Origin of the sequence: Amycolatopsis sp. cmx-11-51 (assembly GCF_047608665.1) — a bacterium.
In the GTDB taxonomy this organism is placed as follows: Bacteria; Actinomycetota; Actinomycetes; order Mycobacteriales; family Pseudonocardiaceae; genus Amycolatopsis.
In genome coordinates, this window is record NZ_JADNQO010000002.1 from 190115 (window position 1) to 213208 (window position 23094).

General features: G+C 68.1%; 20 protein-coding genes, 1 tRNA gene and 1 pseudogene. 13 read left to right on the plus strand and 9 right to left on the minus strand.

Features of this window, described 5'->3' with window-relative positions:
- The first annotated feature begins 24 nt into the window (after positions 1-24).
- The 3 genes from ACM6LU_RS09740 to ACM6LU_RS09750 all read left to right on the plus strand — a co-directional run bounded on the left by ACM6LU_RS09740 (position 25) and on the right by ACM6LU_RS09750 (position 3089).
- Complete coding sequence (locus ACM6LU_RS09740) at positions 25-1941, plus strand: fumarate reductase/succinate dehydrogenase flavoprotein subunit (RefSeq protein WP_414937302.1); 1917 nt, start codon at positions 25-27, stop codon at positions 1939-1941.
- On the plus strand, positions 1938-2690 hold the full coding sequence (locus tag ACM6LU_RS09745; protein ID WP_414937303.1) for a succinate dehydrogenase/fumarate reductase iron-sulfur subunit: 753 nt from the start codon (positions 1938-1940) through the stop codon (positions 2688-2690). Before ACM6LU_RS09740 ends, ACM6LU_RS09745 begins: the two co-directional genes overlap by 4 nt.
- Before the next feature lie 327 nt (positions 2691-3017).
- Positions 3018-3089 (plus strand) — tRNA-Arg (locus ACM6LU_RS09750).
- A gap of 203 nt (positions 3090-3292) precedes the next feature.
- Here the strand turns inward: ACM6LU_RS09750 and ACM6LU_RS09755 are convergent.
- The 5 genes from ACM6LU_RS09755 to ACM6LU_RS09775 all read right to left on the minus strand — a co-directional run bounded on the left by ACM6LU_RS09755 (position 3293) and on the right by ACM6LU_RS09775 (position 7429).
- Positions 3293-3736, minus strand: a complete 444-nt coding sequence (locus tag ACM6LU_RS09755; RefSeq protein ID WP_414937304.1) for a class I SAM-dependent methyltransferase — start codon at positions 3734-3736, stop codon at positions 3293-3295.
- A gap of 370 nt (positions 3737-4106) precedes the next feature.
- Positions 4107-5012, minus strand: coding sequence for an amino acid ABC transporter permease (locus ACM6LU_RS09760; RefSeq protein WP_414937305.1), 906 nt, complete (start codon positions 5010-5012; stop codon positions 4107-4109).
- Positions 5009-5704 carry an amino acid ABC transporter permease gene (locus ACM6LU_RS09765; RefSeq protein WP_414937306.1) on the minus strand — a complete coding sequence of 232 codons (696 nt, stop codon included), beginning with the start codon at positions 5702-5704 and terminating at the stop codon, positions 5009-5011. Before ACM6LU_RS09765 ends, ACM6LU_RS09760 begins: the two co-directional genes overlap by 4 nt.
- An 84-nt stretch (positions 5705-5788) precedes the next feature.
- Positions 5789-6622: a glutamate ABC transporter substrate-binding protein gene (locus ACM6LU_RS09770; RefSeq protein ID WP_414937307.1), complete on the minus strand. Its 834-nt coding sequence runs from the start codon at positions 6620-6622 to the stop codon at positions 5789-5791.
- 78 nt (positions 6623-6700) lie between these two features.
- Positions 6701-7429: an amino acid ABC transporter ATP-binding protein gene (locus tag ACM6LU_RS09775; protein WP_174720529.1), complete on the minus strand. Its 729-nt coding sequence runs from the start codon at positions 7427-7429 to the stop codon at positions 6701-6703.
- Between the two features lie 395 nt (positions 7430-7824).
- On the opposite strand from ACM6LU_RS09775, the gene ACM6LU_RS09780 reads away from it, so the two are divergent.
- Together ACM6LU_RS09780 and ACM6LU_RS09785 are read left to right on the plus strand one after the other, a co-directional pair.
- A complete protein-coding gene (locus tag ACM6LU_RS09780; RefSeq protein ID WP_414937308.1) occupies positions 7825-8514 on the plus strand; it encodes a response regulator transcription factor in 690 nt (229 codons plus the stop codon).
- A 4-nt stretch (positions 8515-8518) separates the two neighbouring features.
- On the plus strand, positions 8519-9928 hold the full coding sequence (locus tag ACM6LU_RS09785; RefSeq protein ID WP_414937309.1) for an ATP-binding protein: 1410 nt from the start codon (positions 8519-8521) through the stop codon (positions 9926-9928).
- Here the strand turns inward: ACM6LU_RS09785 and ACM6LU_RS09790 are convergent.
- A complete protein-coding gene (locus ACM6LU_RS09790; protein ID WP_414937310.1) occupies positions 9918-10829 on the minus strand; it encodes a TAXI family TRAP transporter solute-binding subunit in 912 nt (303 codons plus the stop codon). The two genes, ACM6LU_RS09785 and ACM6LU_RS09790, sit on opposite strands and share 11 nt — an antisense overlap.
- Before the next feature lie 16 nt (positions 10830-10845).
- Between ACM6LU_RS09790 and miaB the strand changes: the two genes are divergently transcribed.
- Together miaB and ACM6LU_RS09800 are read left to right on the plus strand one after the other, a co-directional pair.
- Positions 10846-12360 carry a tRNA (N6-isopentenyl adenosine(37)-C2)-methylthiotransferase MiaB gene (miaB, locus tag ACM6LU_RS09795; RefSeq protein ID WP_414937939.1) on the plus strand — a complete coding sequence of 505 codons (1515 nt, stop codon included), beginning with the start codon at positions 10846-10848 and terminating at the stop codon, positions 12358-12360.
- Positions 12348-12818 carry a hypothetical protein gene (locus ACM6LU_RS09800; RefSeq protein ID WP_414937311.1) on the plus strand — a complete coding sequence of 157 codons (471 nt, stop codon included), beginning with the start codon at positions 12348-12350 and terminating at the stop codon, positions 12816-12818. The genes miaB and ACM6LU_RS09800 overlap by 13 nt, the downstream gene beginning before the upstream one ends.
- A gap of 360 nt (positions 12819-13178) precedes the next feature.
- Here the strand turns inward: ACM6LU_RS09800 and ACM6LU_RS09805 are convergent, their stop codons facing one another.
- Positions 13179-14492, minus strand: coding sequence for a DUF349 domain-containing protein (locus tag ACM6LU_RS09805; protein ID WP_414937312.1), 1314 nt, complete (start codon positions 14490-14492; stop codon positions 13179-13181).
- A 234-nt stretch (positions 14493-14726) separates the two neighbouring features.
- On the opposite strand from ACM6LU_RS09805, the gene ACM6LU_RS09810 reads away from it, so the two are divergent.
- From ACM6LU_RS09810 to dapF, 3 genes are read left to right on the plus strand one after another with little or no spacing between them, the layout of a single operon-like run.
- Positions 14727-15416: a class III extradiol dioxygenase subunit B-like domain-containing protein gene (locus tag ACM6LU_RS09810; protein ID WP_414937313.1), complete on the plus strand. Its 690-nt coding sequence runs from the start codon at positions 14727-14729 to the stop codon at positions 15414-15416.
- The gene (gene miaA, locus ACM6LU_RS09815; RefSeq protein ID WP_414937314.1) at positions 15413-16315 is read left to right on the plus strand and encodes a tRNA (adenosine(37)-N6)-dimethylallyltransferase MiaA; all 903 of its coding nucleotides are present in this window, start codon (positions 15413-15415) and stop codon (positions 16313-16315) included. Before ACM6LU_RS09810 ends, miaA begins: the two co-directional genes overlap by 4 nt.
- Before the next feature lie 10 nt (positions 16316-16325).
- The gene (dapF, locus tag ACM6LU_RS09820) at positions 16326-17162 is read left to right on the plus strand and encodes a diaminopimelate epimerase (RefSeq protein ID WP_414937315.1); all 837 of its coding nucleotides are present in this window, start codon (positions 16326-16328) and stop codon (positions 17160-17162) included.
- A 187-nt stretch (positions 17163-17349) separates the two neighbouring features.
- Here the strand turns inward: dapF and ACM6LU_RS09825 are convergent.
- Positions 17350-18592 (minus strand): annotated as a pseudogene (locus ACM6LU_RS09825) (MFS transporter).
- 62 nt (positions 18593-18654) lie between these two features.
- On the opposite strand from ACM6LU_RS09825, the gene ACM6LU_RS09830 reads away from it, so the two are divergent.
- The 3 genes from ACM6LU_RS09830 (at position 18655) to ACM6LU_RS09840 (ending at position 22051) form a co-directional block, all read left to right on the plus strand.
- Positions 18655-19152 carry an ArsR/SmtB family transcription factor gene (locus ACM6LU_RS09830; RefSeq protein WP_414937316.1) on the plus strand — a complete coding sequence of 166 codons (498 nt, stop codon included), beginning with the start codon at positions 18655-18657 and terminating at the stop codon, positions 19150-19152.
- Positions 19153-19195: 43 nt separating this feature from the next.
- A complete protein-coding gene (gene hflX, locus ACM6LU_RS09835) occupies positions 19196-20629 on the plus strand; it encodes a GTPase HflX (protein WP_414937317.1) in 1434 nt (477 codons plus the stop codon).
- 408 nt (positions 20630-21037) lie between these two features.
- Positions 21038-22051 carry a hypothetical protein gene (locus ACM6LU_RS09840; RefSeq protein ID WP_414937318.1) on the plus strand — a complete coding sequence of 338 codons (1014 nt, stop codon included), beginning with the start codon at positions 21038-21040 and terminating at the stop codon, positions 22049-22051.
- A 77-nt stretch (positions 22052-22128) separates the two neighbouring features.
- On the opposite strand, the gene lexA is transcribed toward ACM6LU_RS09840, so the two are convergent.
- Positions 22129-22845, minus strand: coding sequence for a transcriptional repressor LexA (gene lexA, locus ACM6LU_RS09845; protein WP_414937319.1), 717 nt, complete (start codon positions 22843-22845; stop codon positions 22129-22131).
- Between the last annotated feature and the right edge of the window lie 249 nt (positions 22846-23094).

The following is a 23094-nucleotide window of genomic DNA, read 5'->3' on the forward strand; positions in this document are numbered from 1 at the left end:
CAAAGCTTTGAGGTGGCTCTCTCTATGACCGAGGTTGAAACGTTCGACTACGACGTGGTGGTGATCGGTGCCGGCGGTGCCGGTCTCCGCGCGGTCATCGAGGCCCGTGAACGCGGCTTCAGTGTCGCGGTGGTGTGCAAATCGCTGTTCGGCAAGGCGCACACCGTGATGGCCGAAGGCGGCTGCGCGGCGTCGATGGGCAACGCGAACTCGAACGACAACTGGCAGGTGCATTTCCGCGACACCATGCGTGGCGGGAAGTTCCTCAACAACTGGCGGATGGCCGAACTCCACGCCAGGGAGGCGCCGGACCGGGTCTGGGAACTGGAGACCTACGGCGCGCTGTTCGACCGCACCGCCGACGGCCGGATCAGCCAGCGTAACTTCGGCGGGCACACGTACCCGCGGCTCGCGCACGTCGGCGACCGCACCGGGCTCGAACTGATCCGCACGATGCAGCAGAAGATCGTTTCGCTGCAACAAGAGGACTTCAAGGAGACCGGTGACTACGAGGCGCGGATCAAGGTCTTCGCCGAATGCACGATCACCGAACTGCTGACCGAGGACGGCCGGATCTCGGGCGCCTTCGGGTACTGGCGCGAGAGTGGCAGATTCATCCTGTTCGAGACGCCCGCGGTGGTGCTGGCCACCGGCGGCATCGGGAAGTCGTTCAAGGTCACCTCGAACTCGTGGGAGTACACCGGTGACGGGCATGCGCTGGCGCTGCGGGCCGGGGCGAAGCTCATCAACATGGAGTTCGTCCAGTTCCACCCGACGGGCATGGTCTGGCCGCCGAGTGTGAAGGGGATCCTGGTCACCGAAGGCGTCCGCGGTGACGGTGGTGTCCTCAAGAACACCGAGGACAAGCGGTTCATGTTCGAGTACGTTCCCGAGGTTTTCAAGGGGCAGTACGCGGACAGTGAGGAAGAGGCCGACCGCTGGTACACCGACCAGGAGAAGAACCGGCGCACCCCGGATCTGCTGCCGAGGGACGAGGTGGCGCGCGCGATCAACTCCGAGGTCAAGGCTGGCCGGGGATCGCCGCACGGCGGGGTGTTCCTCGACATCGCCAGCAGGCTGCCCGCGGAGGAGATCCGCAAGCGGCTGCCGTCGATGTACCACCAGTTCAAGGAACTCGCCGACGTCGACATCACGAAGGAGCCGATGGAGGTCGGCCCGACCTGCCACTACGTGATGGGCGGGATCGAGGTCGACCCGGACACCGCGTCGTCGAGCGTGCCGGGGCTGTTCGCCGCCGGTGAGTGCTCGGGCGGGATGCACGGGTCGAACCGGCTCGGCGGGAACTCGCTTTCGGATCTGCTCGTCTTCGGCCGCCGTGCGGGGCTCGGCGCCGCGTCCTATGTCGCCGAACTGCAGGACCGCCCGTCGGTCAGTCAGTCCGATGTGGACGCCGCCGCGGCGCTGGCGCTCGCGCCGTTCGACCCGCCGGAGAACGGCGTCGAGGAGAACCCGTACAGCCTGCACACTGAACTGCAGCAGTCGATGAACGACCTCGTCGGCATCATCCGCAAGTCGGAGGAGATCGAGCGGGCGCTGGTGAAGCTCGGTGAGCTCCGTGAGCGGATCCTGCGCGTGACCGTCGAAGGGCACCGGCAGTTCAACCCGGGCTGGCATCTCGCCGTCGACCTGCGAAACATGCTGATGGTGAGCGAATGCGTGGCGCGGGCCGCGCTGCTGCGGACCGAAAGCCGCGGCGGGCACACACGCGACGACCACCCGGGCATGGACGCCCAGTGGCGCAACAAACTCCTGGTTTGCTCGGCCGCGCCCGGTGACAACCCGGTGGTGCCGGAGATCGGCATCGAGATCAAGGCGCAGACCCCGTTGCGTCAGGACCTGCTGGAGCTGTTCGAGCACTCCGAGCTGGGGAAGTACTACACCGACGAAGAACTGACGTCGTACCCCGGGAGTCAGGCATGAGCTACAAGGCGAGTTTCCGGGTCTGGCGCGGCGACGCGGATTCCGGTGAGCTGAAGGACTACCGCGTCGAGGTCAACGAGGGTGAGGTCGTCCTCGACATCATCCACCGGCTGCAGGCCACCCAGACCTCGGATCTGGCGGTGCGGTGGAACTGCAAGGCGGGCAAATGTGGTTCGTGCTCGGCGGAGATCAACGGCAAGCCGCGGTTGTTGTGCATGACCAGGATGTCGACCTTCACCGAGGACGAGGTCATCACCGTGACGCCGATGCGGACGTTCCCGGTGATCCGCGACCTGGTGACCGACGTGTCGTTCAACTACGCCAAGGCCCGTGAGATCCCGTCGTTCACGCCGCCCCCGGAGCTGAAGCCGGGGGAATACCGGATGCAGCAGGTCGACGTCGAGCGCTCGCAGGAGTTCCGCAAGTGCATCGAGTGCTTCCTGTGCCAGAACACCTGTCACGTCGTGCGCGACCACGAGGAGAACAAGGAATCCTTCGCCGGGCCCCGGTATCTGATGCGGATCGCCGAACTCGAGATGCACCCCCTCGACGTCGCCGACCGGCGTGACGCCGCGCAGGAGGAGCACGGGCTGGGTTACTGCAACATCACCAAGTGCTGCGGTGACGTGTGCCCGGAGGGCATCCACATCACCGACAACGCGCTGATCCCGATGAAGGAACGCGTCGCGGACCGGAAGTACGACCCCATCGTGTGGCTGGGGAACAAGCTGTTCCGGCGGGACAAGTAACACCGGCTCGTGACGTGATTTTCGGCGCCGGTTGATCCCAGGCCCGGGTCCGTGAAGGCCTCCTTGAGGGACTCTGGGTCCCTCAAGGAGGCCTTCACGGCCTCGGGCGGGCAAGCCGGTCGCGAGCCTTAATCGTTTGCCCCCACTCAACTGCCCGTTGCACACTTACCGCACACCGACCGAGGAGGACACATGCCGCTGTACCGCATGGCTCGCCCTCTCCTTGGTATGGAAGAGAAACACGGCTCCCCGCCGACGTCGTAACACGAAGTCGCATATACGGAGCCGCCCTTCGGGAAACCGAATCGGGCGGCTTTTTCATGATGAACCCTTGTAGCTCAACGGAAAGAGTACGGCGCTACGAACGCCGGGGTCCAGGTTCGATTCCTGGCAGGGGTACTTCTGGAACGAAGCGGTCCGGTGCGCACTGTGCGCCGGACCGCGTTCCAGGCCAAACCCCCGGCACGGCGGGGAAACCTGTTCCGTCGTCCGGTGCGGCGGTGTGGGGTCCGTGTGCCCCGCACCGCCAGAACGCGCACGGTCCGGTGACCGGCCGGGATTCATAGCCCCGGCCAGCCTGGCTCGACACCAGGGTGCGCGACTCAGGTCGTCTTGCGCGCGCTGTACACGTCGCCGTGTTCGTCGCGATGCAGCACGATGCCCTGGAAGCCGTTGTCCCGCAGGCCTTCTGTCATCGTGAGGCCATTCGTGGCGACGACCACGAGCAGTCCGCCGGAAGCGAGACTCACCGCGATGCGGCCGAGCTGGTCTGGGGAGTCCAGGAACGCCACCACGATATCGAATATCCCCATCCGCGGTAGCCGGGCGATCTGATGGACCTCGTAAGAAATTCCGATCGGATCGCGCTCTTCTTCGCGCTGCGCGACCGCGATCAGTAACTGGTCCGCGTCGACTCCGACGACCCGGCGCGCGCCCTTGCCGCGGAACAACCGGGGACAGCGGCCATCGCCGCACCCGACGACCAGGACCGACCTGCCCGCCAGGTCCGGCAGCGCTTCGAGCAACGTCGCGGCCTGGTCCGCCATGGTGCCGACGCTAGCCGACGGGGCCACCGTCCAGGCAGGACCAAGAGGCGTATCCCGAAGTACAGGAAGGCTCCTTTCCTTGCGTCTAGCGCCAGGGTCCGGCAAAGTCGCAGAGCTGCTGGTGGTAGTCCGGGCTGGACATTTCCGGTGCCCTGCGAGGTCCGAGTGGGGCATGTCCCGGAACCTCTATGGCACAAGCTCCGCAACCGGTGTGACCCCCGCGATGATGTAGGAATTGGGACACTCATCGTCCCAATTCCTACATCGTCAGCCTCGCGCAGCAACGGAGAGCCGCCTGACCTGCAAGACCTCGACTTTGCCGGGACCTAACGTCTAGCGCAAGGAAACGGGCCTTCCTGTACTCGCGGAGTTAGAGCGCGCCGCCGCTCGCGTCGTCGCGCTGCATGACCACGCTCGACGGCGCCGAGTGAACCGGCTTGGCGCCGCGAGGCGCCTTCTTCCGCCGCGCCAGCTTGTTCTCCAGCCACGACGCGAACCAGCTCAGGAGCAGGTTCAGCACGATGAAGATGATCGCGACGACGATCAGCGTCGGGATCGTGTTGCCGTAGAGACCGTTGAGCGGTCCGGAAGCGCGGATCAGCTCGTCGAAACCGATGGTCAGCTGACCGGCCAGCGCGGTGTCCTTGAGAATGACCACCAGCTGGCTGACCAGTGCGGGCAGCATCAGGGTGACCGCCTGCGGCAGCAGGACGGTCATCATGATTTGGGTCTTGCGCAGACCCAGCGCGGACGCGGCCTCGCCTTGGCCCTTGGGCAGCGCCAGGATGCCCGCCCGGAAGACCTCGGCCATGACCGAACCGTTGTAGAGCACCAGCCCGGTAACCGCCGCGAACAGCGGGCGGATCTCCGAGTCGATGTCGGTGTAGAACGCGAAGAATGCCGCGGCGAAGACCATCAGCAGGAGCACCGGGATCGCCCGGAAGAACTCGACGATGGCGGCGACCGGGACCCGGATCCACTTGTGCTCCGACATCCGGCCGATGCCCAGCAGCGCTCCGATCGGCAACGCGATCACGATCGACAGCACAGCCGCCTTCAGCGTGTTGAGCAGACCGGGAAGCAGGAACTGGGTCCACGTCGAACCGTCGATGAAGGGCTTCCAGAGCGCGCCGGCCCACTGGCCCTTCTCGTCGAAGCCCACGTAGACGTAGTAGACGACCAGCGCCAGGACGAGCACGAAAAGAACGCTGTAGAGCCAGTTGCGTGCCCGAGCCTTGGGGCCGGGGATGTCGTAGAGAACGGTCTGTGTGCTCATCGCTTGACCTCGACCTTCTTGGCGACCCAGCCCAGCAGGAGGCCGAGGGGGAGGACCAGGACGACGAACCCGGCGGCGAAGAGGAAGAAGACCAGGAGCAGCGAGTCGGACTCGTTCTCCACCATCTCCGACATCAGCAGCGATGCCTCGGCCACACCGATGATCGAGGCGACCGTGGTGTTCTTCAGCAGGGCGATCATGACGTTGGTCAGCGGCGCGATCACCGACCGGAACGCCTGCGGCAGCACGATCAGCGTCAGCACCTGCAGGAAGCCGAGGCCCAGTGCGCGAGCGGCTTCGGCCTGCCCGACCGGGACGGTGTTGATACCGGACCTCAGCGACTCACAGACGAACGTCGCCGTGTAGGCGATGAAGCCGAGGATCGCGAGCCGGAAGAAGTTGTCGTCCAGCGACGTCGTCGAATCCTTCGAAGCCAGGTTGAGCCCCAGAGTGGAGTACAAACCCAGCGACGTGAAGACGATGATCACCGTCAGCGGGGTGTTCCGGAAGATGTTGACGTAGGCGGTGCCGAACGCCCGCATGATCGGAACGGGACTCACCCGCATCCCCACCAGGATGGTGCCCCAGATCAGGGAACCGATCGCGGAGAAGAACGTGAGCTTGATCGTCATCCAGAAGGCGCCGAGCAAGTCGTAATTGGGATTGTCGAGGAAATCGAACAAGGTGCTCAACCCAGCCTCGGTATGGGAACGGTGCGCCGCGGTACACGGCGCACCGTTCGATTCCTTTGGTTCAGCGGCTCAGCGAGCCGGGTGTCAGGAGATTGCCGGGGGCTCGGGGATCTTGTAGCCCGACGGGCCGACGTTCTTCTCCAGAGCGGCCTTCCACGCGCCGTCCTGCTGCATCTTCTTGATGGCGTTGTTGATCGCGGTGACGCTCTCGGTGTCGTCCTTCTTCAGACCGACGCCGTACTTCTCGTCGGTGAAGCCCTTGCCGACCAGCTTCAGCTTGCCGGGCTGCTGCGCGGCGTAGCCGCCGAGGATCACGTCATCGGTGGTCATCGCGTCGACGGTCTTGTTGAGCAGCGCGGTGACGCAGTCGGTGTACTTGCCGACTTCCTGCAGCTGAACTTCCTTGGCGTACTTTTCCTTGACGTTCTGCGCCGGGGTGGAACCCTTGACCGAGCAGAGCTTCTTGTTGCCGGTCAGCGACTCCGGCCCGGTGATGTCGGTGTTGTCGGCACCCACCAGCAGGTCCTGGTGCGCGATGAAGTACGGGCCCGCGAAGGCGACCTCGTTCTTGCGCTTGTCAGTGATCGAGTAGGTGGCGACGATGAAGTCGACCTCACCCTTCTTGATCAGGTCCTCGCGCTGCGCGGACTGCGCTTCCTTCCAGGTGATCGCCGACTCTTCGACGCCGAGCTCCTTGGCGATGTACTTCGCCACGTCGACGTCGAAACCGGCGTAGGTGCCGTCGGCCTGCTTCTGGCCGAGGCCGGGCTGGTCGAACTTGATGCCGACGGTCAGCTTCTTGTCGTTCTTGGCCTTCGCCACCAGGTTCTTGGCGCCGCTGGAGCCGCTGCCGGCGTCCGACCCGCCGCCGCCACAGGCGGAGAGGGCGAGCCCGGCCGCCACGACGGCCGCGCTCATTCGCAGAACTCGGTTCAACCGCATTGTTCTCAGTTTCCTTCCGAATCTTGTCCGGCCACACCGGCCGGCGGGGAAGTCTTAATGGGTCAGGATCTTGCCGAGGAAGTCCTTGGCCCGGTCCGTCTTCGGCTTGGTGAAGAACTCGTCCGGCGTGGAGTCCTCGACGATCTCGCCGTCGGACATGAACACCACCCGGTTCGCCGCGCGCCGCGCGAAGCCCATCTCGTGGGTGACGACGAGCATCGTCATCCCGTCCTTCGCGAGCGTGGTCATCACGTCGAGGACCTCCTGGACCATCTCCGGGTCCAGTGCCGAGGTCGGCTCGTCGAACAGCATCACCTTGGGGCGCATGGCGAGCGCGCGGGCGATCGCCACCCGCTGCTGCTGCCCGCCGGACAGCTGCGCCGGGTACTTGTCCGCCTGGTTGGCGATGCCGACGCGCTCGAGCAGGTCCATCGCGGTCTTGCGGGCCTCGCCCGAGTTGACCTTGCGGACCTTCATCGGCGCGAGCATGACGTTCTCGACGATCGTCTTGTGCGCGAACAGGTTGAACGACTGGAACACCATGCCGACGTCGGCGCGCAGCGCGGCCAGCGCCTTTCCTTCGGCGGGCAGCGGAACGCCGTCCACCGCGATCTCGCCAGAGTTGATGGGCTCCAGCCGGTTGATCGCCCGGCACAGCGTCGACTTGCCAGACCCGGACGGCCCGAGCACGACCACGACCTGCCCACGCGGCACCTCGAGGTTGATCTCCTTGAGCACGTGCAGGTCGCCGAAGTACTTGTTCACGGCGGCCGCCTTGATCATCGGCGCCGCCACCTCCGCGGTCATCTGGCCTCCAGGAGCGTTCGTTTGCAGGGGACTGCGGGGTCAGGCACCACGCGATGGCGGAAACCTACTCCCGTCGGACCGCTTGTAAAGACGGCTTGACCAATACTTAGGGTTTCAAGTCCGTATCGTTCTCAAGTCACCGGACAGCCCCGGTCCACACCCGTCCGGCGCTGATCAGCCTAGACAAGGCAGGGGTGCCCCGTAACCGGGGTCACACAAGACCTGTGACGCATCGTGACCGCTACCGCGTGCGGACGCGGCCCCGCTGGGCCGGATGGCCGAGCGGTACGGGCAGCGCGAGAGGTGACTCACCCCATAGAGTCGTTCTTCAGTCGTCGCGGTGCGGGGACGGCGTGAAAGGGAAAACACGGGTGCGGGTACTGCTGGTGGAGGACGACGACCGGGTCGCGGGCGCCTTGACGCCCGCGCTGACCCGGCGTGGCTTGACGATCAAACGCCTCGCCTCCGGCGCCGGGGTGCTCGACCTGGTGCACGAGGTCGACGTCGTGCTGCTCGACCTCGGGCTGCCCGATATCGACGGGATGGTGCTGTGCCGCCGGATCCGCTCGGTCAGCGACGTCGCGGTGATCGTCGTTTCGGCGCGGGGTGAGGTCGACGACCGGATCCAGGGCCTGCGGTCCGGCGCCGACGACTATCTGGTGAAGCCCTACGACGTCGACGAACTCGTCGCCCGTGTCGAGGCCGTGCGCCGTCGCCGGGGCGAACGCCCGGCCGCGCCCGAACCGGTGGGCGTCATTCGGGCGGGTGATGTGTCGGTCGATATCGGGCGGCATGAGGTGCAGGTCGACGGGCAGCCGGTTTCGTTGTCCCGCAAGGAGTTTCAGGTACTCGCGCTGGTGGTCACCGCGCGCGGCGCGGTCTGTGCCCGCGACCACGTGCTGAGCGAGGTGTGGGGGCACCGGGGCCCGGCGGAGAGCCGCTCGCTCGACGTCCATGTCGCCACCCTGCGGACCAAACTGGGCAGGCCCGCGCTGATCGAGACCGTCCGCGGTGTCGGGTATCGCCTCGGCGGCGCCTACGGCCCGGCCGAAGAGGGCTGAACCGGTGCGCGTCCGGCTCCAGGCGATCGTACTGACGCTGGTCGCGGCGCTCGTGTTCGGCCTCGGCATCCCGCTCGCGCTCAGTGTGGCGGCCAGTGTGCAGCTCGACCTCTTCCTCGACCGCCTCACCGACACCTCCCGGTTCGCGTCGCTGGCCCAGCGTCCGCTGGTGGAGAACCGGCCGGACCTGATCGAGGACGAACTCCGCCGCTACACCGAGGTCTACGAGGTCCCGGTGGTGATCGCCGACCAGGACGGCGAGGCCGTGGTCAGCGCGCTCGGCGGACCGGGCCAGGCCGCCCGGATCGACCTGAAGGACGCCGTCATCGCCTCGCCTCTGCAGCAGGCGCTGGCGGGACGGCGTTCGGAACCCGGCCCGCTGCTGATGCCGTGGAACACCGAGCCGCTGGTGCTGGCCGAGCCGATCCTGATCGACGGTGAGGTGCGGGGCGCGGTGATCACGCTGTCCTCGACCGAGAAGGCCCGCACGGCGCTGTTGTGGTGGTGGCTGCTCATCGCGGCGGGCGCGGTACTGGCGTTCGGGCTCGCGCCGCTGGTGGCTGTGCCGGTGGTGCGCTGGATCCTCCGTCCGGTCCGCCGTCTCGACGACGCGACCGGCGCCCTGGTCGCCTCCGTGGTCAGCGGGCGTGAGGTCGAGCGGGTGGGGGAGTCGGGCGGTCCGCCGGAACTGCGTCAGCTCGAACGGTCCTTCGACCGGATGGCCGCCAGTGTCGACGAGGCGCTGTCGGCGCAGCGCGCGTTCGTCGCCGACGCCTCCCATCAGCTGCGGAACCCGTTGACCGCGTTGAAGATCCGGCTCGGCAACCTCGACGGGCACGTCGACGACGATCTGGCCGCGGCGGACCTCGAAGCCGCCGTCGTCGACGCGCGACGGCTCAACCAGATCCTCGACGAACTCCTTTCACTGGCCCGTGCCGAAGCTTCGGGTGGCGAACTGGTGCCGGTCGGCGTCGACGAGGTGGTGGAGGCCAGGGTCGCCGACTGGACCGTGGTCGGCGCGACGCGCGACGTCTCGCTGGTCTCTTCGGGGCTGGGCGGCGGCTTGCGGGTGCTCACGCCCGCGCGCGGGCTCGAAGTGGTGCTCGACGCGCTGCTGGACAACGCGCTCAAGTTCACCGAGCCGGGCACCGAGGTGCGGGTCGCCGTCGTCGTCGCGGACGGGAAGGTGGAGATCGCCGTCCGCGACCACGGGCCCGGCCTGCGCGACGACGAACTGGAGCGCGCGGCCGACCGGTTCTGGCGCAGCGCCGCGCATCAGAACGTACCCGGATCCGGCCTCGGCCTGGCGATCGTCACCGAGATCATGGTCCGCTCGGATGGTTCCCTGCGGCTCGGCTCACCGGAGGGCGGCGGCCTCGAAGTGACCGTGGCCCTGCCGGTCGTCAGTTCTTGAGCGACCGGAAGTAGCGCAGCGCACCGGGATGCAGCGGCAGCGGGGCCGTCTCGATGGCGGGGTGCACGTCGATCGACAGTGCGGCCCCGGCCACCTCGCCCAGCTCGTCCCGCGCGTCGAACAGTCCGCGGACCAGTGCTTCGGCGACGTCGTCCGACATCGAGGTGGGTACCACCAGGAAGTTCGGCAGGACGAGCGTGGTCACCGGCTCCGACAGGTTGTAGGCAGTCACGGGGATGGTCGCCGTGCGGTACACCGGGCTGGTGGCCCGCAGGGCGTCCGCGAGGTCGGTGATGTCGAGCAGCCGCAGCCCGACCGTCTTCACCCGCTCCGTGATCGACGGCGTCGGCACGCCGCCGGACCAGATGACGGCGTCGATCTGCCGGTTTTCCAGCGCGGGCAGCGCCTCGTTGAGCCCGAGATTGCGCCGGTCGATCGCGCCGGTCAGGCCCGAGGCCTTCAGTAACTGCTTCGACAGGTACTCGACGCCGGAGTCCGGCGAGCCGATCGCGACCTTGCGCCCGCCCAACTGGGCGAACGACTCGATCGGCGAGTCGGCCCGCACGATGACGTGCAGGTAGTCGTCGTGCACGCGGGCCAGCGCGGCCAGCCCGGCCGTTTTCTCGGTGGCGACGTCCGCGGCGACGAACGCGACGTCGGCCCGGCCCGAGCGCACCCGGCCGATGTTGTCCGGGGACCCCTCGGTCTCCTGGATCTCGGGCCGTTCGGTGCCCAGCTGCGCGGCCCACGCGTCGGCCAGCGCCTCGGCGAGCTTGTCGTAGACGCCGCCGTTGAGCCCCGCCGCGATCCGCACGTGCGTCCCGGACAGGTCGGGCCCGCACCCGGTGACCAGGGCGCAGACCACGGCGACCACCGCCGCCAGTACCGCCGGTCTCCTCATGAGGGTCGATCGTGCCATGGAACCCCGTCCGCGTACCCTCGAAGGCGAGATGAGCGCGCGCACTTACCAGATCCGCACCTTCGGCTGCCAGATGAACGTGCATGACTCCGAACGTCTTGCCGGGCAGCTCGAAGACGCAGGCTACGTACCGGGTAACGGCGAGGCCACACCCGACCTGATCGTGTTCAACACCTGCGCGGTGCGGGAGAACGCGGACAACAAGCTGTACGGCACCCTGGGGCATATCCGGCCGCAGAAGACCGCGAAGCCGGGCATGCAGATCGCCGTCGGCGGCTGCCTCGCGCAGAAGGACCGCGGCGAGATCGTCAAACGCGCGCCGTGGGTCGACGTCGTGTTCGGCACGCACAATATCGGCGCGTTGCCGACGTTGCTGGAGCGCGCGCGGCACAACGCCGAGGCCGAGGTCGAAATTCTCGAGGCACTCGAGACCTTCCCTTCGACGCTCCCCGCGCGACGCGAGTCGGCGTACGCGGGCTGGGTGTCGATTTCGGTGGGCTGCAACAACACCTGCACGTTCTGCATCGTTCCGGCGCTGCGTGGCAAGGAACGCGACCGCCGCCCCGGCGAGATCCTGGCCGAGGTCGAGGCGCTCGTCGCCGAAGGCGTGCTCGAAGTGACCCTGCTCGGGCAGAACGTGAACTCCTACGGCGTCGAATTCGGCGACCGTCTCGCGTTCGGGAAGCTCCTGCGCGCCTGCGGTTCGGTGGAGGGCCTGGAGCGCGTCCGGTTCACCTCGCCGCATCCGGCGGCGTTCACCGAAGACGTCATCGACGCGATGGCCGAGACGCCGAACGTGTGCCACCAGCTGCACATGCCGCTGCAATCCGGCTCGGACCGGGTGTTGCGCGAGATGAAGCGGTCCTACCGTTCGGCGCGTTATCTCAAGATCCTCGACCGCGTACGCGAGTCGATGCCCGACGCCGCGATCACCACCGACATCATCGTCGGCTTCCCCGGCGAGACCGAGGAAGACTTCCAGGCCACGCTCGACGTGGTCGCGCAGGCGCGGTTCTCCAGCGCGTTCACCTTCCAGTACTCGATCCGGCCCGGCACGCCTGCCGCCGAGATGGACGGGCAGCTGCCGAAAGCGGTCGTGCAGGAGCGCTACGAACGGCTCGTGAAACTGCAGAACGACATCTCCTGGGACGAGAACAAGAAGATCGTCGGCCGCCGTGTCGAGCTGCTGGTCGCCTCCGGCGAGGGCCGCAAGGACTCCGAGACGCACCGCATGAGCGGCCGCGCCCGTGACGGCAGGCTCGTCCACTTCGCGCCGACGGGTTCTCTGGTGGACCGCGCGGTGCGGCCGGGCGACGTCGTCGAGACCGTGGTGACCTACGGTGCCCCACACCACCTCGTCGCCGACGGCGACCTGCTGTCGCACCGCCGGACGAAGGCGGGCGACAACTCCGAGGCCGGGCTCCGGCCGAAGACCAACGGTGTGACGCTGGGCTTGCCGGGCTTCGGTGCCCCGGCCGTCACACCGGAACCGGTGAGCGGATGTGCACTGTGACCGAACCGAAGATCGACGAACTCGCCGCCGAGATCGACGAGGTCGGCCGGCGCGCGGCCAAGACGATCGAACTGGGCAGGCGCGGGTTCTCCATCGCCGTGCTGGCGTTCGTGCTGCTGATCGCCCAGCTGCTGCCGTGGGTCGGCGAGCACGCCGGCTGGGAGGTCCTGCTCGGCCGCGGCGGCGGAATCCCGCAGCTGTTCGCCGCGACCTCCACCGGCATCGGGGTGTTCGCTTCCGCCGTCGCGCTGGTGACCCGCCGCTGGTGGCTGGCCTGGGTCTGCGCCGCGGGCGGCTGGTTCGCCGCGGTCGACGGGATGCTCGCGATCTGGTCGCAGCAGTCCTCGCACGCCACCGGCGCGGCAGGCGGCGGTCCGGGCTTCGGGATGCTCCTCGCCTGGTTCGCCACCCTCGGGCTGGCCATCTACTGGATGCGTGCCGCCTTCTCACGCAGCTAGGCGCTGAAAAGGCTCCGCGAAGTACATGAAGGCCCCTTCCTCGCGTCTAGCGCAAGGGTCTCGGCGAAGTCGAGGTTTTGCAGGTCAGGCGGTTATTCGTCGCGGGGTCACACCGTTGCGGAGCTTGATCTACAGGGAGTCAGGGACATGCTCTCCCAAGAACCCCGGCACACGCCCGAGTGGGGAAGATTTAGGACGTTGAACGTCCGAAATCCTCCCCACTCGCCCCTTGCGGGTAGTAACGATGTCAAGTCCGGATTACCGCCAGCAGCGCAGGCCAGCAGCTCTGCGACTTTCCCGGGCCCCTGACCTCGAGCGCAAGGACGGGAGCCTTCATGTACTTTCAAGCGGGGAGGCACCTCAACGGTCCGCGATGGCCGCTTCCGCCGCTTCGAGCCACTCACGCCACTGCGCGGCCTGCTCGTCCGCCTTCTTCGCGCGCCGCTCGTCGCCCGCCGCACGGGCCTTCGCCGCCTGCGACTCGAACTGCTCGACCCGCTCGCGGAACTGCGCCACCCTGGCCTGCGCCTCCGGGTCGGTCCGCCGCCACTTGCTGTCCTCGGCCGACTTGACCGAGTCCTGCACGGCCTTCAGGCGGCCGTCCAGTTCGCGGATGCGCTCGCGCGGGACCTTGCCGATCACGTCCCACTGCTCCTGGATCTTGCGCAGGTGGTTCTTCGCCGCGTCGAGGTTCGCGGCCGGGTCGATCTTCTCGGCCTCGACGAGCAGTTCTTCCTTCCGCTGCGCGTTGGTCGCGAATTCGGCGTCCCGCTCGGAGAACACCGAGGAGCGCCGCGCGAAGAACTTGTCCTGCGCCGCGCGGAAACGCTGCCAGAGCGCCTCGTCGCTGTCCTTGGGCGCGCGACCGGCGGCCTTCCACTCCGTCATCAGATCCTTGTAGCGGCCCGCCGTGTCGCCCCAGTCGTCGGACTCCGAGAGCGCTTCGGCCTCGGCGATCAGTTCCTCTTTGCGGTTCTTGGCGCCCACGCGCTGCTTGTCCAGCTCGGCGAAGTGCGAGCCCCGGCGCCGGTTGAACGCCTCGCGGGCCTTGGAGAACCGCTTCCACAGCTCGTCGTCGGTCTTGCGGTCGACACCTTTGACGGTCTTCCACTCGTCCAGGATCGCGCGCAGCCGGTCGCCCGCGGCCTTCCACTGGGTCGACTCGGCGGCGAGCTTCTCGGCCTCGTCGGCGAGGGCCTGCTTGCGGACGACGGCGGCCGCGCGGGCCTCTTCCCGTTCCTGTTTGGCCGAGGCCAAGGCCTTTTCGGCGTGGGCGATGACCTGTTCGATGCGTCCGCCCAGCGCGGCGATGTCGCCGACCACGGCGGCTTCGGCGAGGCCGTCACGCAGCTGCGTGGCCGTGGCCAGCGCGTGCTTCGGATCGCCGGCACCGGACTCCAGCCGCGTCTCCAGCAGCTCGACCTCGGTGCGCAGGTCGTCGAACCGGCGCGCGTAGTGGAGCAGACCCTCGTCCGGGCTCCCGGCCTGCCAGACACCGACCGCGCGTTCGCCGTCGGGCGTGGTGACGTAGACCGTTCCTTCGTCGTCGACCCTGCCCCAAGCGGACGGGCTGGGCTCGGCGGGCGGCACGGGGGGTGCGGGGTGCCCGCCACCGAGCGCGTGCGGCACCGGATGCGGCGCCGGGGTACCGGTGGACGTGTTCTCCTGGGCCATCGCAGGCTCCTTATCGCCTGTACGCCCGCTGGTGCGGGCGCCCCGCCAAGCGGCGGGGCCGGGTAGTGCGTTGCCGTCATGCTTCGGGGTATCAACCCCTTGCGGCATTCAAGCAGCTCAGCGTCCACCGTGGAACCAGATGAAGCACCGGAGAGCAGTGATCCTACTTCCGGTGGACCCACCATGCCGGTGGGTCGCCGGTCGTTCGGGGGAGGGAAGGTAACGTCGGCGGGCGTGATCCGCCGTGTCGCCGTGCTCCCGCAACCCCCTCTGCTCATCCCCGAACTGGCCGCCGGAGCGGCGGACGAGTGCGCCGAGCTGCGTGAAGCCTGCCTCGAAGCCGTGCGCCGCCTGACCAGTGCTTCCGAAGACTGGCTTGTCATCGGTGCGGCGGCAGGCGCGCCTGAGGTCCAGGAACACGCGAGCGGCTCTTTCCGCGGTTTCGGTGTTGATCTCGGTGTCTCACTCGGCCGGGTGACAGTGCCCGAAACCGAGCTGCCGCTTCCCGCGCTCGTGGCCGGCTGGCTGCGCGAACAGGGGGGCGCGATGTCCGCCCGCGTCCGCCTCGTCGATCCCGGAACCCCGCCCGACCAGTGCGAACTGCTCGGACGTGAGCTGGGGGAGCAGACCGCGGTGCTCGTGCTCGGTGACGGTTCGAGCCGGCATGGTCCGCGTTCCCCTGGTGGACAGGACGAACGAGCGGGGTTCTTCGACGCCCGAGTCCGTGACGCGCTGGCCAGGGCCGACGCCGGATGGCTGGCCGGGCTCGATCCGGACTTCGCCGCCGAACTCGGCGCGGGCGGCCGCGCGCCCTGGCAAGTCCTCGCCGGGCTGGCGGCCGACGGGGACTGGAGCGCCGACGTCCTCTACTCGGCCGCGCCGTTCGGCGTCGGCTACCACGTCGCCGTGTGGGAGCACGCGTGATCCGGCCGGTCGCGGTCGTCGGGCCCACGGCGAGCGGAAAGACCGCGCTGGCGGTCGAACTCGCCCTCGCCCTCGGGGGTGAGGTGGTCAACGCCGACGCGCTGCAGCTGTACCGCGGGATGGACATCGGGACGGCCAAGGCGACCGCCGAGGAGCGGCGAGGCGTGCCGCACCACCTGCTGGACGTCCTCGACGTCACCGAGACGGCTTCTGTCGCCGCGTATCAGCGTGACGCGCGCGAACGCGTCGAAGAACTCCTCGACGCCGGCCGCGTGCCGATCCTCACCGGAGGGTCGGGGCTCTACCTCCAGGCCGTGCTCGACGACCTCAAGTTCCCGGGCACCGACCCCGCCATCCGCGCCCGGCTGAGCGCCGAGGCCGACGAGATCGGCGTCGCCGCGATGCACGCCCGGCTCACCGGGCTGGACCCGGTCGCCGCCACGGCCATCCTGCCGACCAACACCCGCCGCATCGTGCGCGCACTGGAGGTCATCGAGATCACCGGCGAACCGTTCTCGGCGAACCTGCCGAAACCGGGGCCCGCGCGCTACGACACCGTCCTGATCGGCATCGACCGCGAACCGGCCGAACTCGACGCCCGCGTCGACCGGCGCGTGGAGATCATGTTCGAGGCCGGACTCGTCGGCGAAGTCCGGACGCTGCTGGGTCAAGGGCTACGCGACGGGCTCACCGCGTCACGGGCGCTGGGCTACCAACAGGTGATCGCGGCGCTCGACGCCGACGGTGACTTCCAGACCGCCGCCGAGGTCACCGCGCGGGCCACCCGGAGGTTCGTGCGGAGGCAACGTTCCTGGTTCCGGCGGGACAAGCGCATCGAGTGGTTCGACGGTGGTTCGGAGCGGCTGGCCGAGCGCGTCCTCGAGGCGACGGCCCAGTAACCTGAGAGCCATGGGCGGCATCGAATTCGTTAAGGGACACGGCACACAGAACGATTTCGTGCTGCTTCCCGACCCCGACGGCCGCCTCGAACTGACCGAGTCGCGGGTGGCGGCCCTGTGTGATCGCCAGCGCGGTCTCGGGGCCGACGGTGTGCTGCGCGTCGTGCGCTCTGCCGCGCTCGGCTCGGAGGCTGAGGGGTCGGCGGGTGAATGGTTCATGGACTACCGCAACGCCGACGGCTCGATCGCCGAGATGTGCGGCAACGGCGTGCGGGTCTTCGTGCGCTACCTGGTCGATTCCGGGCTCGTGACCGAGCACGATTTCGTCATCGGCACCCGAGCCGGCGACCGGCCGGTGAAGATGCACGCGGACGGTTCGGTGACCGTGCTGATGGGACCGGCGACGATCACCGGGACCTCGGTCACCGTGGTCGCCGGGAAGCCGTTCTCCGGAGTCGCCGTGAACGTCGGCAACCCGCATCTGGTGTCGGTCGTCGAGGACGACGTCGACGAACTCGACCTGCGTGACCAGCCCGACTTCGACGAGGACGTCTTCCCGCACGGGGTGAACCTCGAGTTCATCAACCTCTTGGGGGACAACGCGCTGAAGATGCGCGTCCACGAACGCGGCGTCGGTGAGACGCGGTCCTGCGGCACTGGCACGGTCGCCGCGGCCGCGGCCGCCCTGCACCTCGCGGGCACCGACACCGGCGAAGCGACCGTCGACATCCCTGGCGGTCGTGTGGTGGTCGAGGTGCGCCGCAGCGCGTCCACCCTCACCGGCCCCGCCGAGATCGTCGCCCGCGGGGAACTCGACGAAGCCTGGTGGGCCGGGCTCGGCGCTTAGGGCACCATACCTAGGCGGTGTCTCTCAAAGCGCGCTTTCGGATTTCCGCAGCCGGGCCGCGGCATCCGCTGGTCACCCACTCAGCCAGATCAGCGGCCCACCTCCGCAAAACCGAGGCCTCCGGCCGACAGGAAACGCGCGCGCCTGTCCTCACCCAACCTGCCAACCTCAGTTCGGGAGACACGCTCTAGCCGACCGCGACCGGCTCCTTGGGAAGGTCGCGAAGCTTCCGAAGTGGGGAGAAGACCACCCACAGGAGTGCCGCGGTCTCGCCTGCCACGGCGACCCACAGCGTGGCCCGGATCCCGATCACCTCACCCAGGACACCGCCGAGCAGCCCGCCCAGCGGCAGCATCCCCCAGACGACGAACCGCACACTCGCGTTCATCCGGCCGAGCAGCCGGCCCGGGCAGACGGCTTGCCGGTAGGAAACCTGCGCGACGTTGTAGACGATGATCCCGAACCCGGCGATCATGGTGGCCACCGGGAACAGGAGTACCCGCCAGCCCGGCGCGGCCAGCGGGAGCAGCAGGTAAAACGGCCAGGTCAGCGCGGGAACGAGCCAGATCGACCTGGCCTGCCCGATCCGCCGGGTGATGGCATTGGCGAAGATCGCGCCCGTGATCCCGCCGACGCCGCCGAGCGCGAGCACGACGCCGACAGTCGCGGGTGACAGGCCCAGCTCCCGGTTCAAAAACAGGATCTCCACCGCGACGAAGACGCCGTTGAACAGGTTGGCCGTCGCCGTGCAGGCGACGATCGATCGCAGCGCGGAGTCGGTGAACACGAACCGCAGTCCCTCGACGATCTGGGGGAGCAGCTTCGTGTCGTCGTGCCGCTCGGGCTCCGGTTCGACGGTGCGGATCCGCATCAGGAACAGCGCTGAGGTGAGGAAACCGAGCCCGGTCGTGAGCACGGCGTTGGCCGCCGACCAGTTGCACCAGCCCGCCCCCGATACCCGGACCGGCCAGGAACGCCACGGACTGGCTGGCCTGAAGCTTCGCGTTGCCTTCGAGGAGATGTTCGCGGCCGACCAGTGTCGGCAGATACGACTGGTAGGCGATGTCGAAGAACACCGTCGCGGTGCCGACGAGTATGGCTACCACGATCAGCTGGGCCAGGGTCAGGACCCCGGCCCACCAGGCGACCGGAATGCTGAGCAGCAACGCGGCGCGGACGAGGTCGGCCCGCAGCATCAGCGTGCGGCGCCGCATCCGGTCCACCCACACCCCCGCGGGCAGTCCGATGACCAGGAAGGCCACCGTCTCGGCCGCGGTCAGCAGCCCCATTTGGAACGGCGTCGCGGCCAGTACGGTCGCCGCGAGCAGCGGGATCACGGTATGCCCGGCGAACGCGCCTACCTGGCTGGCCGTGTCGCCCGCCCAGAGGCGACGGAAGTCCGCGTGGAAGAACAGGGAGTCTTTGCGCACACCGCCACCCTGGCGGGAGTGATTGGAAACTGTCAATCACTTAAACCTCCTAGGCTGTCGCGGTGCCCGAACCACGACGTGCGGCGACCGAAGCCGAGATCGCCGCGATGGCCTCCGGAATAAGGCTGCGCATCATCCGGTTGACGTACTCCGAGGCGCTGACCAACAAGGAACTCGCCGAACGGCTCGATCGCGACCCCGCGACGACGCTGCACCACGTGCGCCGTCTCGTCGACACGGGCTTCCTCGAAGCGCTCCCGTCGAGGCGCGGCACGCGCGGCGCGAAAGAAATTCCGTATCGCTCGACCGGGTTGTCCTGGCATCTTGATTCCCGAGACAGGGGGATCGATCAGGCGATCTTCGAGGCCTATCTGGCCGAGATCGCCGACGTGGGATTCGATGACGTGCAGCAGACGCGCATGGTCGTCCAGGTACCGGACGAGCAGATCGCCGAGTTCGAAGAACGGCTGATGACGCTTCTCGACGACTTCATCACCCGGCCGGTGGATCCCGACGCGAAACGCACGGCCATCTACTTGTCGAAGTATCCGAGCAGGTAATGAATTCGGTCCCGCCGCCGAAACGTGGGACCATGGAGGCACGATGACGGAACTGACACACAACGATCTGAACGACATGGACCCTTCGACCGGCGAACTGGAGCTCGAGGACCGCGCCTCGCTCCGCCGGGTAGCGGGCCTGTCCACCGAACTCGCGGATGTCACCGAGGTCGAATACCGGCAGCTGCGCCTGGAGCGCGTCGTCCTGGTCGGTGTGTGGACCGAGGGCAGCGCCCTCCAGTCCGAGGCCTCGCTCGCCGAACTCGCTCGGCTCGCCGAAACAGCGGGCTCCGAGGTGCTGGAAGGCCTGGTGCAGCGGCGGATCCGTCCGGATCCCGCCACCTACATCGGCTCGGGCAAGGTCAAGGAACTGCGCGAGATCGTGGTGGCCACCGGTGCCGACACGGTGGTCTGCGACGGTGAGCTCTCGCCGGGCCAGCTGCGCCAGCTGGAGGAGAAGGTCAAGGTGAAGGTCATCGACCGCACCGCCCTGATCCTCGACATCTTCGCGCAGCACGCCCGCTCGAAGGAGGGCAAGGCGCAGGTCGAACTGGCCCAGCTGCAGTACCTGATCCCACGGCTTCGCGGGTGGGGTGCGGCGCTGTCCCGGCAGGGCGGTGGCCGGGCGGGCGGCGCCAACGGTGGTGTGGGTCTGCGCGGTCCCGGTGAGACTAAGCTCGAAACCGACCGGCGGCGGATCAACAAGCGCGTGTCGAAGCTGCGCCGGGAGATCGCCGCGATGGACACCATCCGCGAGACCAAACGTGGTCGCCGGGTGGCCAACGAGGTGCCGAGCGTCGCGATCGTCGGCTACACCAACGCCGGCAAGTCGAGCCTGCTCAACGCGCTGACCGGCGCCGGGGTGCTGGTCGAGGACGCGCTGTTCGCCACGCTGGATCCGACGACCCGGCGGGCGCAGACACCCGACGGCCGCACCTACACGCTGACCGACACCGTCGGTTTCGTCCGGCACCTGCCGCATCAGCTGGTGGACGCGTTCCGCTCGACGCTGGAGGAGGCGGCGAGCGCCGACCTGCTCGTGCATGTCGTCGACGGTGCGGACCCGACGCCGGAAGAGCAGGTCAACGCGGTGCGTGAGGTGCTCGCCGAGATCACGAAACGCCGTTCCGAGCCGCTCCCGCCGGAGCTGCTGGTGATCAACAAGGCCGACGCCGCCGACGAGGTGTCGCTGGCCCGCCTGCGGCACCAGCTGGCCGGTTCGGTGCAGGTGTCGGCGCGGACCGGCACCGGGATCACGGAGCTGGCGGAGGTGATCGCGGAGCGGTTGCCGAGGCCGGAAATCGTGGTCGAGGTGCTGATCCCGTACTCGCGAGGCGAACTCGTCTCCCGCGCCCACGCCGACGGCGAGGTGCTGAAAGAGGAGCACGTCGAGACCGGTACGCGACTGCTCGTCCGGGGACGGCCCGAACTGGCCGCCGCGCTGAGCGACTTCCAGACGGACGGCTCGGCTCTGTAAGCAAGCAGGTACGTCCGTGAAGGCCACCTCCCTACTCTCAAGGGAGGGTCCAGGCAAGGTCGAGGTCTTGCAGGGCAGGCGGTTCTTCGTCGCGGGGTCCTGCCGGTTGCGGAGCTTGATCAACAGCGGTTCAGGGGCATGTCTCCCAAGGAACCCTGGCACACGCCCGAGTGGGGAGGGTTAGGACGTTGAACGTCCTAACCCTCCCCACTCGGCCCCTGGCAGGCACTAGCGATGCCAAGTCCGTTTTCGGGCCTGGCTGGCGGAGTTCGATGCTCGTGAGTCGCTCGAGGCCGAACGTGGCCTACGCGACATTCCGTCCCATCTCGGCGTTCGCACCGAACTGCGCGCCGTCCCGGACGTCTCCGTAGTGTGGGGCTTCAGGGGTTCCACGATACGGAGGTGGATGTGCGGGGGCTTGTCGCGGCGGCGATCGTGCTGGGGGCGTTCATCGGCGGGGCCGCTCCCGTCGCGGCGCAGGAGGTCCCGGCTCCGCAGCCGGTGTGTGTGAACCGCGATTCCCGGCTCAGCGAGTTGTCCGGCCTTGTTTCGGACGGCGAGCACCTGTACGCCCTCAACGACGGCGGCACCAAGACACAGGTCTTCGTCCTCGGCCGGGACTGCAAGGTCCAGAAGGTCATCTCGGCCGCGACGGATCCTTACGATCCCGAGGACCTCGCCCGCACCGCGGACGGCACCTTCTGGCTTTCCGACACCGGCGACAACCGCAAGAAGCGGGACACGGTCGCGCTGATCTCGCTGACTCCGCAGGGCAAGGCGACCCTGCACCGGCTCACCTATCCCGACGGGCAACACGACGTCGAAGCGCTGATCATGGACCGCTCGGGCACTCCGTACCTGGTCACCAAGGATTTGTTCGGCGACTCGAAGGTGTACCGGCCCACCGGGCCGCTCGCCAGCCCCGGCCCGACGCCACTGGAAAGCGTGGGGTCGTTGCAGATCAAGGAGACCTCGACAACGGGAGGGCCCGCCGGGTCGATCGGCTCGATGACGGTGACCGGGGCGGCGTCGATGGCCGACGGGTCGGTGGTCGCGTTGCGCACCTACACCGACGCCTATCTCTACGCCGTCACCGACGGAGACCTCGCGGGCGCGTTGCAGCGCGAACCCATGCGCGTGCCACTGCCGAACGAGAAACAGGGGGAGGCACTCGCCTTCGATCCGGACGGAACCCTGTTGTCCGGTGGAGAGGGCGTTGGAGAGCAGATCCGCGCGGTCAAGGGCGCGGCGGCTCTCGCCGTGGACGCGGCCAAGTCCGAGGGCAGCACTTCGGGCGGGACGCCCGCGGCCGGTGGCAAGGGCCAGGGATCCACTTTCCCGTATGCGCAGGTCGGTATCGCCGCGGTCGTCGTGATCGGCGGCTTCCTCCTGGTCGGCAGGCTCCGCAAGCGGCGTGCCTGACCCCAAGGGCGACGAGCCGGCCGAAGCTTGCCGGGTCTGACCCGTGATCCGGGATCCCGGCGTGCTCCGGCTCTGGACTAAAGCCTGCGGAGAACGGCGACGACCTTGCCGAGGATCGTGGCGTCGTCACCCGGGATGGGCTCGTAGGCCTCGTTGTGCGGCATCAGCCAGACGTGGCCGTCTTTGCGCTTGAACGTCTTGACCGTGGCCTCGCCGTCGATCATCGCCGCCACGATCTCCCCGGGATCGGCCGTGGGCTGCTGGCGCACGACGACCCAGTCGCCGTCGGTGATGGCGGCGTCCACCATCGAGTCACCGGCGACGCTGAGCAGGAAGAGCTCACCCTCGCCGACGATTTCCCTCGGCAGCGGGAAGACGTCTTCGATCGCCTGCTCGGCCAGCACCGGCCCACCGGCGGCGATCCGGCCGATGAGTGGCACGTACGCCGCCTTCGCGGCTGACTGCGGCTGCTCGACTTCGATGCCCATCGGATTGTCGTCCGTCACGGCGAGTACGCCCACCGCGCGCGGACGGTTCGGGTCGCGTCGCAGATATCCCTTGCGCTGCAGGGCCTGCAACTGGTGCGACACCGAAGAGGTGGAGGTCAGCCCGACCGCCTCGCCGATCTCACGCACACTCGGCGGGTAGCCGAACCGGCTCACCCACAGCTTGATCACGTCGAGCACCTGCTGCTGCCGCACGGTCAGGGTCTCGTCCACCTCGTAGACCTCGGGCAAGGCGCGCACCTTACCCGAGCCCCTAGGCGCGTTCCCCGCCTTGCTCACCTTAGCCACCGTATCGCTCCTTCATCTCCTGCGTCGCCTCCCAGCACGTCCGGTTCCCCGGACCGACTTCGCGTGTCTTCGCCGGTGGCGGACGGTCATCCCCGTCCACGGCACCGGCGGCGTCCGCACAACAGACGCCCTGGTCAACGACGTTAGCCCGCCGGGACGTCGATTTCAAACATCTGTTCGATGGACACGCCGTGTCGCTCGATTTTTGTCGGTGGAAGGTGGTACACATTCGCACGGGCGTTCGATAGA

Bases quoted from the DNA above. Each gene is read 5' to 3' on its own strand.
- ACM6LU_RS09790 (WP_414937310.1), bottom strand. From the start codon at position 10,829: ATGAGGAGACCGGCGGTACTGGCGGCGGTGGTCGCCGTGGTCTGCGCC.
- hflX (WP_414937317.1), top strand. From the start codon at position 19,196: ATGACGGAACTGACACACAACGATCTGAACGACATGGACCCTTCGACC.
- miaB (WP_414937939.1), top strand. From the start codon at position 10,846: ATGGAACCCCGTCCGCGTACCCTCGAAGGCGAGATGAGCGCGCGCACT.
- ACM6LU_RS09800 (WP_414937311.1), top strand. From the start codon at position 12,348: ATGTGCACTGTGACCGAACCGAAGATCGACGAACTCGCCGCCGAGATC.
- dapF (WP_414937315.1), top strand. From the start codon at position 16,326: ATGGGCGGCATCGAATTCGTTAAGGGACACGGCACACAGAACGATTTC.
- ACM6LU_RS09770 (WP_414937307.1), bottom strand. From the start codon at position 6,622: ATGAGCGCGGCCGTCGTGGCGGCCGGGCTCGCCCTCTCCGCCTGTGGC.
- ACM6LU_RS09755 (WP_414937304.1), bottom strand. From the start codon at position 3,736: ATGGCGGACCAGGCCGCGACGTTGCTCGAAGCGCTGCCGGACCTGGCG.
- ACM6LU_RS09760 (WP_414937305.1), bottom strand. From the start codon at position 5,012: ATGAGCACACAGACCGTTCTCTACGACATCCCCGGCCCCAAGGCTCGG.
- ACM6LU_RS09745 (WP_414937303.1), top strand. From the start codon at position 1,938: ATGAGCTACAAGGCGAGTTTCCGGGTCTGGCGCGGCGACGCGGATTCC.
- ACM6LU_RS09805 (WP_414937312.1), bottom strand. From the start codon at position 14,492: ATGGCCCAGGAGAACACGTCCACCGGTACCCCGGCGCCGCATCCGGTG.
- ACM6LU_RS09775 (WP_174720529.1), bottom strand. From the start codon at position 7,429: ATGATCAAGGCGGCCGCCGTGAACAAGTACTTCGGCGACCTGCACGTG.
- ACM6LU_RS09740 (WP_414937302.1), top strand. From the start codon at position 25: ATGACCGAGGTTGAAACGTTCGACTACGACGTGGTGGTGATCGGTGCC.